The following is a 15,282-nucleotide window of genomic DNA, read 5'->3' as shown; positions in this document are numbered from 1 at the left end:
CCTCTTATTTGCCGCGCGGCAGCTGCAGCTTGCCGCGCACGTCGCTGTGGTTGATGTCGCCGCTGCCACTGTTGGCCACCGTCAGGTCGCCGGCTACATCGCGGACCGTCACGTCGCCCGAGCCGTGCCGCTCGACCTTGACGCTGCCGCCCACCGCGCGGGCTTCGAAATCGCCCGAGCCGATGTTGCCCAGGCTGACGTTGCCCTTGACCTGGCGCAGGTCCACGTCGCCCGAACCGACCGTCTTGATATCGACATTGCCGGCGACCCCGTCCAGGGTGAGGTCGCCCGAGCCGATCGTGCCGACCGTGGCGTTGCCGCGCAGGTTGCGGGCGGTGAAATCGCCCGAGCCGATCGACAGCAGGTTCAGCGCACCGGCACCGTCGAGCTCCACATCGCCTGAGCCGATCGCCGCCGTCACCAGGCCCTTGATGTCGCGCAGCTTGATGTCGCCCGAGCCGACATCGGCGCTGAGCGAATGCGCCCCGGTCACGCTGGCATCGCCCGAGCCGACCTTCATCTGCACCAGCACATTGGCCGGGATCGTGCCGCGCAGGTCCAGGTAGGCGTAGTTGCTGCCGCCGGTGTTCCAGTTCAGGCCCTGGTTTTCGCGCTGCAGCTGCACCACCAGCTTGTCGCCGACCTTCTTCTGGGTCACGGTCAGCTGGCTCAACCAGTCCGCATTGGAGGCGCAGGCGCGGCCACTGAGCTGGGCTGCGCCCGGGCCGGCCTGCAGCACCAGGTCGTGCTGGTTCACCTCGAATACCACGGCCTTCGCGCCGGCCACGTCGAGCTTGAGGTCACGCGGGGCGTTGAACCGGCACTGCGGTTCATCGGCCAGTGCGGTCAGCGGCAGCAACAGCAGGGAAGCGACGACGAGCTTGCGGATCATGGGCGGGTCCTCGAAGGGGCGGGATCAGATTTCGCCGGCGCGGCGGCGCAGGCGGATGGCGACGATGATGAACGCGACGCCGAAGGCAGCGCCGATCCAGAGCTCGGGCAGGGCGAGCGCGGCCAGCTGGCTGGCCGGCGACAGCGCCGCGGCCACGTTGTCGCTGTCGCGCATCACCGACTGCAGCTGGTCAGTGCGGTAGAACAGGTCGCTGCCCGGCAGCGTGCCCAGCAGCAGGCGGCCGACGATGTGTTGCCAGAACCAGCCGCTGGTCATGTTGAACAGATTCATGACGTGGGTGGTGCTGACGATGATGCCGGCAAACAGCGGCAGCATCACCGCCCACAGGAACGGCTTGGACTTGGCCCACGCAGACCACATCAGCAGCCAGCCCACGGTCGGCAGGGCCCACAGCAGGTACACCGGCAGCCAGGACAGGTGGCTGGCGACGAAGGCCAGCGGGCTGGCCGGGCCCCAGATCAGCGTGAGCGGGTTGCCGCCATGGACCAGCACCACCACCGAGAGGATCGCCATGAAGCCGAACATGGTCAGCACCGAGGCGATCACCGCGATCACCGGGGCCACCAGCAGCGCGCTCAGCGCCTTGGACAGCACGGTCTGCGTGTCCGACAGCGGCAGCGACTTCCAGAACAGGATGCTGCGGTCGCGGCGGTCGTCGTACAGGGCACCCAGGCAGTAGAAGAACACCACGAAGGCCAGCACCACGAACGGCCACAGCGAGCTCAGTACCAGGGTGGCGTCCAGGGTGTTGCCCAGGTCGGCCATGGCCTTGGCATCCATGTGGGCGGTCAACAGCTTCAGATCCAGGCCGTTGACGTTGATGTTGGTGTTGTCGATGTGCAGGTCACCGCTCTCGGCCGCACGGCGCAGGCCCCACAGGCCGAGCAGGATGCCGATCAGGCTCATCACCAGCGAAATGCCGCCGGCGATCAGCGGTGCCCACAGGAAACCGCCGCGGTTTTCCCAGTACTCGCGCTTGAGCAGCCACTTGAAGGTGCTGGCCTTGCTGATGGGGTGGAAGTGGACGGTGTTCATGCGTAGGTTCCCTTCATGATGGCCACGAACAGATCCGCCAGCCCCGGGCTGCGGATTTCGCCAAGCGGCGTGAGCTGGGCGCGCGGCACCCCGTCGAACAGCAGCACGGTCTTGCCGAACGGCAGGCTGCGCTCGTCGATCGGCTTCAGCGCACGCGCCGCTTCCAGCGTTTCGGTCGACACCAGCACTTCGGTGTAGCGCTCGCCGACGTCTTCCATGTCGGTGGTGAGCACGATGCGGCCGTCGCGGATGAACATCACGTCGGTGAGGATGTGTTCGATCTCTTCCACCTGGTGGGTGGTCACGATGATCGTCTTCTGCTCGTCGAAATAGTCTTCCAGCAGGCGCTGGTAGAACTCCTTGCGGTACAGGATGTCCAGGCCCAGGGTGGGCTCGTCGAGTACCAGCACCTTGGCGTCGATGGCCATCACCAGTGCCAGGTGCAGCTGCACGATCATGCCCTTGGACAGTTCACGTACGCGCTGGCGCGGCTGCAGCTTGGTGGAGGCCAGGAAGCGCTCGCAGCGGGCACGATCGAAGCGCGGGTGGACCCCGGCGACGAAATCGATCGCCTCGCGCACCTTCATCCAGCGCGGCAGCACCGCCACGTCGGCGATGAAGCACACATCATTCATCAGCGCGTTGCGCTGCACGGTCGGGTCCAGGCCCAGCACGCTCAGCTCGCCCTCGACCTGGGTCAGGCCCAGCAGCGCCTTGAGCAGGGTGGTCTTGCCCGCGCCGTTGGGGCCGATCAGGCCGGTGATCCGGCCGGGGGCGATGGTGAAGCTGGTGTTGTCCAGCGCGAGCGTGGATTTGTAGGCCTTGCGCAGGCCACGAGCGGAAATGACGACATCACTAGCAACGGCATTCATGAGGATTTCCCCTGGGGCAGCAATTCGTCGAGGCGCAGGCCCAGGCGCTGGATGCGCTCCAGGACCAGCGGCCATTCTTCATTGAGGAACCGGTCGCGCTCGCTGCTGCGCAGCTGCGTGGCCGCTTCTTCGGTCATGAACATGCCCAGGCCGCGGCGCTTCTCGACCAGGCCTTCATCGGCCAGTTCCTGGTAGGCGCGCGAAACGGTGATGGGATTGAGCTGGTACTCGGCGGCCACCTGTCGAACCGAAGGCAGCGCGTCGCCGGGCTTGATGATGCTGTCGAGCATCATGGCAATCACGCGTTCTTTCAGCTGACGGTAGATCGGAGCACCATCGCTCCATTGGATATCGCTCATGGTCAGCTCCGTGGGTTCAGCGACTGTGCGAATGAGAAGTAAGGCATGGACAGGGAGCTGTGCAGCCGGCGGGGAGGCGTGGGGGCGCCGTCGGCGTTCCCTGCCTGGATGACGCCTGCGTCCTGCGGGCTTTCAAACGCACCGGTGGCGGTCTCGCTGCCACGGTCACCGGCAGGGATGCTGAACCAGCCCAGCAACAGCAGTGCGGACGCGGCTGTCAGGGCTTTGGCGGAGTGGTGGCGCATGCGGTTCATGGGCTTCCCCTGCATCAGGTGACTGGTGTTGTATGCAACTATAACACCGGCACAGCCAAGTGCAATACCCGACACACCCCAACTGATGGCAGGGGCATGACGATGGCGGCGCGATCGCGTTAACGCATTGATTATCAAGCGATTGATGGTGCCGCGGTGCGCGGTATCAGTCTGCAGGTATTCAGCCGCGTGACGGCCATGTACGTCAACCGCGCGCTGAAACCCCCGGTGATATAGTCCGCCTTCCCCTGCAGGACAGGGTTTTCCAGCCTCTTTACCGGAGTTTCCAATGCCCCAGTCCCACCGCGCGACTTCCCCGTTCCACGCCACCCGGGCGCGCGCCCGCCGCTGGGGCAGTGGGCTGCTGCTGGTCGGGATGCTGGGCGCCGGGTCCGCCCAGGCCGCGGATCTGCTTGACCTCAACTACCGGCCGCTGGCCGGCAAGACCGAGGTGAACCTGGAGAAGCAGTACGGCGGCAAGGTGCTGCTGGTGGTCAATACCGCCAGCAAGTGCGGCTTCACCCCGCAATACGAGGCGCTGGAAGGGCTGCAGACCCGGTACGCCGCGCGCGGCTTCTCGGTGCTGGGCTTCCCGTCCAATGATTTCAAGGGCCAGGAGCCGGGCAGCGAGAAGGAGATCCAGGAGTTCTGCACGCTTACCTATGGCGTGAAGTTCCCGATGTTCCAGAAAGTGCAGGTCACCGGCACCGACGCCACGCCGCTGTACCAGCGCCTGACCGCTGCCACCGGCGTTGCGCCCGGCTGGAACTTCCACAAATACCTGCTGTCGCGCGATGGTCGGGTGGTGGCGCAGTTCTCCAGCAAGGTCAAGCCGGACGACAAGGAACTGGTGGCGGCAATCGAACGTGAGCTGTCCGTTGCGCCTGCAAAGCGCTGACATCCTCGACATCTCGCACGTGCGTGCGACAATGATCGCTTTCGCGCCGACGTCGGCGTCCAGTCACTTCCAGGAAAGCAGCAAATGAAGATGGGAATGCGCGGCGCTGCGGCGTCGGTTCTGATTCTGGCGATGGGTGCCACCGGTACCGTGATGTCGCAACAACCGGCCGCAGGCGCGGCCGCCAAGGAGACTTCTGCTTTGACCTCCCAGCGTGAAAAAGTCGGCTACGCCATTGGTATGGACGTGGCCAAGTCCTTCGAGCCGATCGCCGACCAGATCGACATCGTTGCCCTGCGCCGCGCGGTGACCAACGCCTTCGAAGGCAAGCAGCCGCTGATCACCCAGGAACAGGCGCAGAAGACCGACCAGGCGCTGCGCATGGCGATGGCCGTCAAGGCCGGCCAGCCGGTTCCGGGCATGGCCCCGGGCACCGAGCCGCCGAAGGTGGACCGTGAACAGGTCGGCCTGATGCTGGGCAGCTACGCCGTGGGCCCGTCGCTGGCGCCGCTGAAGGACCAGGTCGACCTGGACGCGCTGTTCGACGCCGTGCAGACCGCGTTCGCCAAGGGCACCCCGAAGATGACCGCCGAACAGGCCCAGGCCACGATGGAAGGCTTCATGGCCGCCCAGCAGGCGGAAATGCAGGCCAAGGCCGCCGCCCAGGGCGAGACCAACCGCCGCGCCGGCAATGACTTCATGGCCAAGAACAAGACCGTGCCGGGCGTGGTCACCACCGCGTCGGGCCTGCAGTACCAGGTGATCCGTCCCGGTTCGGGCGAGCGCCCGCTCCCCACCAGCAAGGTCAAGGTGCATTACGAAGGCAAGCTGCTCGACGGCACCGTCTTCGACAGCAGCATCCAGCGTGGCCAGCCGATCGAGTTCGGCCTGGACCAGGTGGTCAAGGGCTGGTCGGAAGGCGTGCAGCTGATGCCGGTCGGCGCCAAGTACCGCTTCTGGATCCCGGGCGAGCTGGCCTATGGCGAGCAGGGCACCCCGGGCGGTCCGATCGGTCCGAACGCGACGCTGACCTTCGACGTCGAACTGCTGGGCATTGCTCCGTAAAACGGAACTGGAGTCAACACGGACATGCGCGTCTCAATCTTCGGTACCGGCTACGTCGGTCTGGTCACGGGTACCTGCCTGGCCGATGTCGGCCACCAGGTGGTCTGCGTCGATATCGACCAGGCCAAGGTGGATGGCCTCAACCGCGGCGTCATCCCGATCTATGAGCCGGGCCTGGAGCCGATGGTCAAGGCCAACCATGCCGCGTTGCGGCTGGCCTTCACCACCGACGCCGAGGCGGCGATCGCGCATGGCCAGGTGATCTTCATTGCCGTGGGCACGCCACCGGACGAGGACGGCAGCGCCGACCTGCAGTACGTGTTGGCGGTGGCCCGCACCATCGGCCGGCACATGCGTGTGCCGACCGTGGTGGTGAACAAGTCGACCGTGCCGGTAGGCACGGCCGACAAGGTCCGTGCCGCCATCGCCCAGGCGCTGGCCGAGCGCGGCGAGGAGATCGCCTTCGACGTGGTCTCCAACCCCGAATTCCTCAAGGAAGGCGACGCCGTGGCCGACTGCATGCGGCCGGACCGTATCGTGATCGGGGCGGCCAATGCCGAGTCGGTGGCGCTGATGCGCCGCCTGTACGCACCGTTCAACCGCAACCACGACCGCGTGGTGGAGATGGACGTGCGCTCGGCCGAGCTGACCAAGTACGCCGCCAACGCCATGCTGGCGACCAAGATTTCGTTCATGAACGAAATCGCCAACATCGCCGAGAAGGTCGGTGCCGATGTCGAACAGGTCCGCCAGGGCATCGGCTCGGACCCGCGCATCGGCTGGCACTTCATCTACCCGGGCGCCGGTTACGGCGGCTCGTGTTTCCCCAAGGACGTGCAGGCGCTGGCCCGCACCGCGCAGCAGTACGGGCATGAACCCAAGCTGCTCAATGCGGTGGAAGCGGTCAACGATGCGCAGAAGGGGCACCTGTTCCAGCTGATCCAGCGCCACTACGACCGTGGCGAGGATGAGGGCGTGCGCGGCCGCACCTTCGCGGTGTGGGGCCTGGCCTTCAAGCCGAACACCGACGACATGCGCGAAGCCTCCAGCCGCCGCCTGCTGGCACAGCTGTGGGAGGGCGGTGCCACCGTCCGCGCGTACGACCCGGAAGCCACCGACGAGGCCCGCCGCATCTTCGGCGAGCGCGACGACCTGGTGTTCTGCGACAGTGCCAATGACGCACTGGACGGCGCCGATGCGCTGGTGGTGGTGACCGAATGGAAGCAGTTCCGCAGCCCGGATTTCGCCCACCTGCGTGACACGCTGAAAGACGCCGTCGTGTTCGACGGTCGCAACCTGTACGACCCGCAGGAGATCGAAGCCGCGGGCCTGGCCTATTACGGCATTGGCCGGGGACGTTCGCTGCATGCATGATTCCACTCCCACCGCGCGTGAGCAGGCGCTGGAAGCGCGCCTGGTCGAACTTGAAATGCGGGTGTCCTTCCAGGAACAGGCCTTGGCCGAGCTGAGCGAAGCCCTGGCCGATGCCCGCATCGAGGGCAGCCGCAACGCGGACCTGACCCGCCTGCTGCTGGAGGACCTGGGCAAGGTCCGCAACGCGCTGTATTCCGATTCGGGCGAAGAACCGCCGCCCCCGCACTACTGATCGACCCAACGTCATGAGCGATACCCTCCGCGACCAGCTGCTGGGCCTTGGCTTCAAAGCCGCGCCCAAGCCCGAACGCAAGCCCGACGCCCGCCGCGATGGCCGGCCCTCCAACGCGCCGCAGGGTGCCCGACCGCAGGCCAAGGCCGGTGAGGGCGCCCGTGGGCCGCGCGATGGCCAGCGCCCGCCGCGCGAGGGCGATGCCCGTCGTGGCCCCCAGGGCAAGGGTCGCCCCGGCGGCAACGCACGTCCCGGCCAGGGCCAGAACCCCGGCCAGGGCAAGCCGCGCTCGCGCGAGGACATCGACCTGGCCAAGGCCTACGCGATCCGCGCGCAGAAGGAAAAAGACGACCGGATCGAAGCCGAGCGGGTGAAGCAGGAAGAGGCGCGCGTGCGCCGCGAAGCCAAGGTCAAGCTCGACGAGCTGCTCAAGGACAAGGCGCTAAACGATGAAGCGGCCGACATCGCGCGGCACTTCCCGTATGGCGGCAAGATCAAGCGGATCTATGTCACCGCCGAGCAGCTGCGCCAGCTCAACGCCGGCGAACTGGGCGTGCTGCAGAGCACCGGCCGCTACCTGCTGGTGACCGCAGCGGTGCTGGACGAAGCCGAAGCGATCTTCGCCCCGGCCGTGGCACTGCGCGTGGACCCCAACGCCCCGGCCGAAGACGATCCGTACGCCGATCCGGCCTACCAGGTGCCTGACGACCTGGTCTGGTAAAATGGGCACGAAGCCTATCGGCGGTCTGTCGTGTTCCCTCGCCGCAACAGCGGCAGGCTGATCGCGAAGAAGCACAGCAGTGCACCGGCGAACGCAAACCCCGCGCCGGCCAGGAATGCGGTGCGGCCCTGGTCGACGTTCCACAGCTGGCCGGCGATCAACGCGCCGAGCACGCCGCCGACGCCTGACGAGAAGCCATACAGCAGCCCTTGGCCGTGCCCGTTGAGCCGGCCCGGGAAGTAGGTCGCCAGCATCTGCATGGCCGCCGCGAAGAAGGCGGCAAACCCCAGCGCATGCGCGGTCTGCGCCACCAGCATCACCCCCAGGTGGTCCGGGAACAGTGCGGTGACCGTCCAGCGCAGGGTCGAGCTGACCAGGGCGATCAGCAGCATCCAGCTGGCGTCATAGCGGCGGAAGAAGCGGCCGATGGTGAAGAACACGCCGACCTCGAACACCACGCCGATCGTCCACAGCAGCCCCAGCGTGGAGGTCGCATAGCCGTGGTGATCCATGTAGACCGAAAAGAATGTGTAGTACGGCCCGAACGACAGCTGTTCCATGAACGCGGCCAGGAAGAACGCCAGTACCTGCGGTTTGCGCACGATCTGCCAGAAGCCGCTGGCATCGCCATCCGCGCGATGGAAATCGCGCGCGTAGTAGTTGGCAAACGCAGAGCCCACCAGCAACGCGAACAGCGGCAGCATCAGCCACGGCAGCAGGTACGCCTTCCCAGCTCCGCCGCTGCCTTCGATCAGCCAGCCAAAGCCCATCACCACCGCGATGAAGCCCAGCGAGCCCCACACCCGGATCAGCCCGTAGCGGTGGCTGTCGTTGCCCAGGTGGGTGAGGGTGATCGATTCGAACTGCGGCATCACCGCGTTGTAGAAGAAGCAGAACACCACCATGGCCGGGTACATCCACGGCAGGGGCAGCGGCAGCAGGAACGCGCAGAAGGTGAGCAGGGTCAGCACGCTGCCCACGCGCAGCCAGCGGATCGGGTGCGGCGAGGCGGCGGCAATCGAGGTCCACGTCGTGGGCGCCACGATGCGGGTGGCATACCAGATCCCCATCATGACGCTGATCGCGGTCACGCTCATCCCGCGCGCGGTCAGGAACAGAGACCAGTACGGGGTGAATGCGCCGAGCGCCGCGTAGTAGAACAGGTAGTAGCTGGAGAGGCGGGCGACCGGAACCGCGTTCATTCCGGATCGTAATCCAGGTTGGAGGCCAGCCAGCGTTCGACCTGCGCGCGTTCCACGCCCTTGCGTTTGGCGTAATCGCCGACCTGCTCGCGGGTGACCCGGCCGACCACGAAATACTGGCTCTGCGGGTGGCTGAAGTAATAGCCGGATACCGCCGCGGTGGGCAGCATCGCAAAGCTCTCGGTCAGCTGCATGTCCGCGTTGTTTTCCGCATCGAGCAGGCGGAACAGGGTGGCTTTTTCGCTGTGCTCGGGGCAGGCGGGGTAGCCTGGCGCCGGGCGGATGCCGCTGTACTGCTCGGCAATCAACGCGTCGTTGTCCAGTGCCTCGTCCGGCTGGTAGCCCCAGTAATCGGTGCGCACCTGCTGGTGCAGGCGCTCGGCCAGGGCTTCGGCCAGGCGGTCGGCCAGCGCCTTGAGCAGGATCGCGTTGTAGTCGTCATGGTCGGCCTCGAAGCGGGCCACGTGCGGGTCGATGCCGATCCCGGCGGTGACCGCGAACGCGCCGATCCAGTCCTGGCGGCCGCTGTCGGCCGGTGCGATGAAATCGGCCAGGCAGAAGTCCGGGCGCTCCACCGGCTTGTCCACCTGCTGGCGCAGGAAGTGCAGTACGGCCGGGCCCTCCTCGGTGGTCAGGTGCACATCGTCGCCCACGCTGTTGGCCGGCCACAGCCCGAACACCGCCTTGGCGGTCAGCCAACGCTCGTCGACGATGCGCTTGAGCATCGCGCGCGCATCGCGGTACAGCTCGCTGGCCTGGGTGCCCACGATCTCGTCGGTGAGGATGGCCGGGTACTTGCCGGCCAGTTCCCAGGCCTGGAAGAACGGGGTCCAGTCGATCACCCCCACCAGGTCGGCCAGCGGGTAGTCATCCAGCACGTGCAGGCCCGGCCTGCGCGGGGCCGGCGGCTGGTACTGCGCCCAGTTGCCATCGAAACGCTGCGCGCGGGCCTTGGCCAGGGTCACCAGGCGTTTGGCATCGCCGCGGTTGCGGTGGCGCTGGCGGATGTCGGCGTAGTCGGCCTCGTTGGCGGCCACGAAGGCCTCGCGCAGTTCGCTGGAGATCAGCGACTGGGCCACGCCCACCGCCCGCGAAGCATCCTTCACCCACACCGTGGGCGCCTTGTAATGCGGGTCGATCTTCAGCGCGGTGTGCGCGCGCGAGGTGGTGGCGCCGCCGATCATCAAGGGCAGGGTGAAGCCCTGCCGTTCCATCTCGCGGGCCACGTGGCTCATTTCTTCCAACGACGGGGTGATCAATCCGGACAGGCCGATGATGTCGGCGTTCTCGGCGCGGGCCGCGTCCAGGATCTTCTGTGCCGGCACCATCACGCCGAGGTCGATCACCTCGAAGTTGTTGCACGCCAGCACCACGCCGACGATGTTCTTGCCGATGTCATGCACATCACCCTTCACCGTGGCCATGATGATCTTGCCGTTGCTCCTGGCGGTATCGCCGCTGCGCGCCTTTTCGGCTTCGATGAAGGGCAGCAGGTAGGCCACGGCCTTCTTCATCACGCGCGCGGATTTGACCACCTGCGGCAGGAACATCTTGCCGGCGCCGAACAGGTCGCCGACCACGTTCATGCCGTCCATCAGCGGTCCTTCGATCACGTCCAGCGGGCGGCTGGAACGGATCCGTGCTTCCTCGGTATCGGATTCGACCCAGGCATCCAGGCCGTGCACCAGCGCATGCGCCAGGCGCGCGTCGATCGGCTTTTCGCGCCAGGCCAGGTCTTCGCCCTTGATCTCGCCCTTCCTGCCCTTGTAGCGCTCGGCGATCTCGAGCAGGCGTTCGGTGCCATCCGGACGGCGGTTGAGGATCACGTCCTCCACGCGCTCGCGCAGTTCGGCATCCAGGTCGTCGTAGATCGGCATGGCGCCGGCGTTGACGATGCCCATGTCCATGCCCGCCGCGATGGCGTGGTACAGGAACACCGCGTGGATGGCCTGGCGCACCGTTTCGTTGCCACGGAACGAGAACGACACGTTGGACACGCCACCGGACACATGGCAATGCGGCAGTGTGCGCTTGATGATGCGGGTGGCTTCGATGAAGTCCACCGCGTAGCTGTCGTGCTCTTCGATGCCGGTGGCCACGGCGAAGATGTTCGGGTCGAAGATGATGTCCTGGGGCGGGAAGCCGACCTGGTCGACCAGGATCCGGTAGGCACGGGTGCAGATTTCCACCTTGCGCGCGCAGGTATCGGCCTGGCCCTGCTCGTCGAAGGCCATCACCACCGCGGCCGCACCGTAGCGCAGCACCTTGCGCGCGTGCTCGATGAACTGCGCTTCGCCTTCCTTGAGCGAGATCGAATTGACCACGCTCTTGCCCTGCAGGCACTTCAGCCCGGCTTCGATCACGCTCCACTTGGACGAATCGACCATCACCGGGATGCGCGCGATATCCGGCTCGGACATGATCAGGTTGAGATAGCGGGTGATCGCTTTCTCGGAATCGATCAGGCCCTCGTCCATGTTGACATCCAGGATCTGCGCGCCGCTGGCGACCTGCTGGCGGGCCACTTCCACCGCTTCTTCGTAGCGTTCTTCCTTGACCAGCTTGCGGAACTGCGCGCTGCCGGTGACGTTGGTGCGCTCGCCGATGTTGACGAACAACAGGTCCGGGGTGATGACCAGCGGTTCCAGCCCGGACAGCCGGGTGTTGCGGGTAGGGGCGTTCATGCCGCCTGCTCCTGCGCGCCGGGCAGTGCGCGCGGCCGCAGGCCGGCCACGGCCTGGGCGATGGCACGGATGTGGTCGGGGGTGGAGCCGCAGCAGCCACCCACCAGGTTGAGCAGGCCGTCCTCGGCGAAACCGCGCAGGGTGGCGGCCATTTCGTCCGGGGTCTCGTCGTACTCACCGAAGGCGTTGGGCAGCCCGGCGTTGGGATGGGCGCTGACGTAACAGTCGGCCACCTGGCCCAGGGTTTCCACGTGCGGTCGCATCGCGTCGGCGCCGAGCGCGCAGTTCAGGCCGATCGACAGAGGGCGAGCGTGGGCGAGCGACGCATGGAAGGCATCGGCGGTCTGGCCCGAGAGGGTGCGCCCGGAGGCATCGGTGATGGTGCCGGAGATCATGATCGGCAGGCGCGCGCCGCGCGCATCGAAGGCTTCTTCGATGGCGAACAGCGCGGCCTTGGCATTGAGCGTGTCGAAGATGGTTTCCACCATCAGGGTGTCGGCGCCGCCGTCGATCAGGCCGTCGATGGCCTCGCGGTAGGTCTCGCGCAGCGCATCGAAGCTGGTGTTGCGGAAACCGGGATCGTTCACGTCGGGGCTGATCGAGGCGGTACGGCTGGTCGGCCCCAGCACCCCGATGACGAAACGCGGTTTATCCGGGCTGTTGGCTTCGGCCGCATCGCAGCAGGCGCGCGCGACGGCAGCGCCGGCCTTGTTCAACTCGTACACCAGGTGTTCCAGGTGGTAGTCGGCCTGGCTCACCGAGGTGGCATTGAAGGTGTTGGTTTCGATCAGGTCAGCACCGGCTTCCAGGTAGGCGGTGTGGATGCCGGCAATGACCTCGGGGCGGGTCAGCAGCAGCAGGTCGTTGTTGCCCTTGAGGTCGTGGCCTTCCGGCGTGCCGTGGTCGCAGCCGGCGCCGTGCTGGTGGTCGAAGCCACCGGCGAAGCGTTCCCCGCGGTAATCGCCTTCCTCCAGCCCGTGCCGCTGGATCATGGTGCCCATCGCACCGTCGATGATCAGGATGCGCTGGGCCAGCGCGTCTTCGAGGGCGCGGACACGATCGGGGTGCAGCCAGGGCAGGGACATCGCGGGGAAACCTCAGGGCTTGCTGGCAATCAGCGAAATGACTTCAAAATGCGGCGGACGCTTTTCGCGGGTCACCGTTTCCAGGCTGGAGACCACCAGGCCGGCCTTCTCGGCGAATTTGCGCAGTTCCTTGTCCGAGAAACCCAGGTTGACGTGGCCATAGGCCTCGACGGCGGCCTTGTGCTCGTGGCGGGCCAGGCTGCAGAGCAGCAGGCGGCCACCAGAGCGCAGCACGCGCGCGCCTTCGGCCACGGCCTGGGCCGGCTTGGCGGCGTAGGTCAGTGCATGCATCAGCACCACCAGGTCGAAGCTGCGGTCCTTGAAGGGCAGGGCATGCATGTCGCCCTCGCGCACTTCCACGTTGGCCAGGCGGCGCAGGCGTTCGCTGGCGGCGGCCACGACGCGGGCGCTGGTGTCGATGCAGACGTAGCGCTTGGCATGCGGGGCCACCAGTTCCGCCAGCACGCCATCGCCGGAGGCGATATCGAGCACGTCCCCGGTTTCCAGCAGCGGCAGCGCGGTGCGCGCCAGCGCTTCCCAGGTGCGGCCGGGCGAGTAATGGCGTTCCATGTCGCCGGCCACGCTGTCGGCCCAGTTCTGGTCGGCGGCGCGGCTGGCCAGCACGCTGGCCACGCGTTCAGCATCCTGGCGCAGCAGCGGGTCGTCGCTGCCGGTGCTCAGGGCGTGCCACAATGCGCGTTGGGCCGGGTCCAGCGCGGCATCGTCAAAGCGGTAGTACGCCGACACGCCTGCGCGCCGGTCGCGCACCAGGCCGGCTTCCTTGAGGCGGGCCAGGTGGGTCGACACCCGCGGCTGGGCCAGGGTGGTGATGGCCGACAGCTCGGCCACGGTGAGTTCTTCCTGCTCCAGCAGCGCCAGCAGGCGCACGCGGGTGGCGTCGGCGAACACCTTCAGCCGGACCGACCAGTCCTCGAGATCCATAAATATCTACCTATCGCGATATAGAGATATTTTCGTCCTTTGGCGCCTTCGCGGTCAAGTCAGCCCGGATTGGGTGGCCCCCGGTACAATCGCCGCACCTGGACGCGCCCGGCGCGGCCATATCGACATGTTCCTGGGAGGGTTTCGTGGATTTCAGTTTCACCGAAGAGCAGCTGATGCTGCAGGACGTTGCGCGCCGCATCGCGCAGGAAAAGATCGCGCCGAGCGCCGAGCACCATGACCGTACCGGCGAGTTCCCGCTGGACAACATCCGCCTGCTGGGCGAAAACGGCCTGATGGGCATCGAAGTGCCGGCCGAGTACGGCGGCGCGGGCATGGACCCGATTGCCTACGTGCTGGCGATGGTGGAGGTTGCCGCCGGCGACGCCGCGCATTCGACCATCATGTCGGTCAACAACTCGCTGTTCTGCAACGGCATCCTGACCCACGGCAGCGAGGCCCAGAAGCAGAAGTACGTGCGCGCCATCGCCGAGGGCGAGGCCATCGGCGCGTTCGCGCTGACCGAGCCGCAGTCGGGTTCGGACGCCACGGCCATGCGTTGCCGCGCGGTCAGGCAGGCCGACGGCACCTATGTGATCAACGGCAAGAAGAGCTGGATCACCTCCGGTCCGGTGGCCAAGTACATCGTGCTGTTTGCCATGACCGACCCGGAGCAGGGTGCGCGTGGCATCACTGCGTTCATGATCGACACCGACAAGGCCGGCTTCCACCGCGGCAAGACCGAGCCGAAGCTCGGCATCCGCGCCTCGGCCACCTGCGAGATCGAGTTCCAGGATTACGTGGCGGCGGCTGAAGACGTGGTGGGCAAGGAAGGCGAGGGCTTCAAGATCGCGATGGGCGTGCTGGACGCCGGCCGCATCGGCATCGCGTCACAGGCGATCGGCATCGCACGTGCGGCCTATGAGGCCACGATCGAATACGTGAAGGACCGCAAGGCCTTTGGCGCGGCGATCGGTACGTTCCAGATGACCCAGGCCAAGATCGCCGACATGAAGTGCAAGCTGGATGCAGCGCTGCTGCTGACCCTGCGCGCGGCATGGGTGAAGGGCCAGGGCAAGCGTTTCAGCAACGAAGCGGCCATCGCCAAGCTGACCGCTTCGGAAGCGGCGATGTGGATCACCCACCAGGCCGTGCAGATCCACGGCGGCATGGGTTACTCCAAGGAAATGCCGCTGGAGCGTTACTTCCGTGATGCCAAGATCACCGAGATCTACGAAGGCACCTCGGAAATCCAGCGCCTGGTCATCGCCCGCAACGAAACCGGCCTGCGCTGAGGCGGCTTCTCGCTGTACAGACCAAAGCATCGGGGTCCTATTGGGGCCCCGATTGCTTTTGGGGTGTCTGATTGCATGGTGTACCTGGGTACCGGGCTGCGCCCGGTAGCTTCATGCATCTGGGCGAACAGCCGTTGGGCACCGGTTTGCCGGAGTTGGCGAGCCGGTGCGGGTTTGCGGGGGGCGCCGTGAATCCGTCCCTGGAGGCTCTTGCGAAACATCCATGTTTCGCAAAGCCCCCGCAAACCCGCCCCGGCTCGCCTTTGAAGGTAGGCAGGAGGCCAAGGAAAAAGCACAGGGCGCGGTAGGGTTGGTTCCCAAACAACCGCCGTGAAGATTTCCACGTTCGAT

The 15,282-nt window shown here is 66.4% G+C and carries 15 protein-coding genes; 6 read left to right on the top strand and 9 right to left on the bottom strand.

The features are described 5' to 3' along the window. Positions 1 to 4: 4 nt before the first annotated feature. The 5 genes from BAY15_RS12130 to BAY15_RS12110 are packed head-to-tail and all read right to left on the bottom strand — an operon-like array spanning position 5 to position 3,433. Positions 5 to 892, bottom strand: coding sequence for a GIN domain-containing protein (locus BAY15_RS12130; RefSeq protein WP_068852966.1), 888 nt, complete (start codon positions 890 to 892; stop codon positions 5 to 7). Between the two features lie 24 nt (positions 893 to 916). Continuing rightward, positions 917 to 1,948 (bottom strand): ABC-2 transporter permease, encoded by a 1,032-nt coding sequence (locus BAY15_RS12125; protein ID WP_068852963.1) that lies wholly within the window; start codon positions 1,946 to 1,948, stop codon positions 917 to 919. Then, the gene (locus BAY15_RS12120; protein WP_068852960.1) at positions 1,945 to 2,820 is read right to left on the bottom strand and encodes an ABC transporter ATP-binding protein; all 876 of its coding nucleotides are present in this window, start codon (positions 2,818 to 2,820) and stop codon (positions 1,945 to 1,947) included. The genes BAY15_RS12125 and BAY15_RS12120 overlap by 4 nt, the downstream gene beginning before the upstream one ends. Then, the gene (locus tag BAY15_RS12115) at positions 2,817 to 3,179 is read right to left on the bottom strand and encodes a GntR family transcriptional regulator (RefSeq protein ID WP_068852958.1); all 363 of its coding nucleotides are present in this window, start codon (positions 3,177 to 3,179) and stop codon (positions 2,817 to 2,819) included. Before BAY15_RS12115 ends, BAY15_RS12120 begins: the two co-directional genes overlap by 4 nt. Before the next feature lie 2 nt (positions 3,180 to 3,181). Next, positions 3,182 to 3,433 (bottom strand): hypothetical protein, encoded by a 252-nt coding sequence (locus BAY15_RS12110; protein ID WP_068852955.1) that lies wholly within the window; start codon positions 3,431 to 3,433, stop codon positions 3,182 to 3,184. 376 nt (positions 3,434 to 3,809) lie between these two features. Here BAY15_RS12110 and BAY15_RS12105 point away from each other — a divergent pair, with 376 nt between their 5' ends. From BAY15_RS12105 to BAY15_RS12085, 5 genes are all read left to right on the top strand, one after another. Next, the gene (locus BAY15_RS12105; protein ID WP_068854696.1) at positions 3,810 to 4,331 is read left to right on the top strand and encodes a glutathione peroxidase; all 522 of its coding nucleotides are present in this window, start codon (positions 3,810 to 3,812) and stop codon (positions 4,329 to 4,331) included. 84 nt (positions 4,332 to 4,415) lie between these two features. After that, a complete protein-coding gene (locus BAY15_RS12100) occupies positions 4,416 to 5,396 on the top strand; it encodes an FKBP-type peptidyl-prolyl cis-trans isomerase (RefSeq protein ID WP_068852953.1) in 981 nt (326 codons plus the stop codon). A 24-nt stretch (positions 5,397 to 5,420) separates the two neighbouring features. Beyond that, positions 5,421 to 6,770, top strand: a complete 1,350-nt coding sequence (locus tag BAY15_RS12095) for a UDP-glucose dehydrogenase family protein (protein ID WP_068852950.1) — start codon at positions 5,421 to 5,423, stop codon at positions 6,768 to 6,770. Further along, positions 6,763 to 7,002 (top strand): SlyX family protein, encoded by a 240-nt coding sequence (locus BAY15_RS12090; protein ID WP_068852947.1) that lies wholly within the window; start codon positions 6,763 to 6,765, stop codon positions 7,000 to 7,002. The genes BAY15_RS12095 and BAY15_RS12090 overlap by 8 nt, the downstream gene beginning before the upstream one ends. 13 nt (positions 7,003 to 7,015) lie before the next feature. Further along, complete coding sequence (locus BAY15_RS12085; protein WP_068852944.1) at positions 7,016 to 7,723, top strand: DUF2058 domain-containing protein; 708 nt, start codon at positions 7,016 to 7,018, stop codon at positions 7,721 to 7,723. A gap of 14 nt (positions 7,724 to 7,737) precedes the next feature. Here the strand turns inward: BAY15_RS12085 and BAY15_RS12080 are convergent, their stop codons facing one another. Genes BAY15_RS12080 through BAY15_RS12065 form a run of 4 tightly spaced genes read right to left on the bottom strand, consistent with a single transcriptional unit; the run spans position 7,738 to position 13,636 of the window. Continuing rightward, positions 7,738 to 8,925 (bottom strand): MFS transporter, encoded by a 1,188-nt coding sequence (locus BAY15_RS12080; RefSeq protein WP_068852941.1) that lies wholly within the window; start codon positions 8,923 to 8,925, stop codon positions 7,738 to 7,740. Then, complete coding sequence (metH, locus tag BAY15_RS12075; RefSeq protein WP_068852938.1) at positions 8,922 to 11,609, bottom strand: methionine synthase; 2,688 nt, start codon at positions 11,607 to 11,609, stop codon at positions 8,922 to 8,924. The genes BAY15_RS12080 and metH overlap by 4 nt, the downstream gene beginning before the upstream one ends. After that, complete coding sequence (locus BAY15_RS12070; protein ID WP_068852935.1) at positions 11,606 to 12,694, bottom strand: homocysteine S-methyltransferase family protein; 1,089 nt, start codon at positions 12,692 to 12,694, stop codon at positions 11,606 to 11,608. The genes metH and BAY15_RS12070 overlap by 4 nt, the downstream gene beginning before the upstream one ends. A gap of 12 nt (positions 12,695 to 12,706) precedes the next feature. Next, entirely contained in the window at positions 12,707 to 13,636 is a 930-nt protein-coding gene (locus tag BAY15_RS12065) for an ArsR/SmtB family transcription factor (RefSeq protein ID WP_068852932.1), read from the bottom strand. Positions 13,637 to 13,812: 176 nt separating this feature from the next. Between BAY15_RS12065 and BAY15_RS12060 the strand changes: the two genes are divergently transcribed. Continuing rightward, positions 13,813 to 14,931 carry an acyl-CoA dehydrogenase family protein gene (locus tag BAY15_RS12060; RefSeq protein WP_428999301.1) on the top strand — a complete coding sequence of 373 codons (1,119 nt, stop codon included), beginning with the start codon at positions 13,813 to 13,815 and terminating at the stop codon, positions 14,929 to 14,931. The last annotated feature ends 351 nt before the right edge of the window (positions 14,932 to 15,282 follow it).

It is taken from the genome of Stenotrophomonas rhizophila (assembly GCF_001704155.1).
Lineage (GTDB): Bacteria > Pseudomonadota > Gammaproteobacteria > Xanthomonadales > Xanthomonadaceae > Stenotrophomonas > Stenotrophomonas rhizophila_A.
Note: the sequence above shows the minus strand (reverse complement) of the source record. Positions and strands in the feature narration are given on the sequence as shown.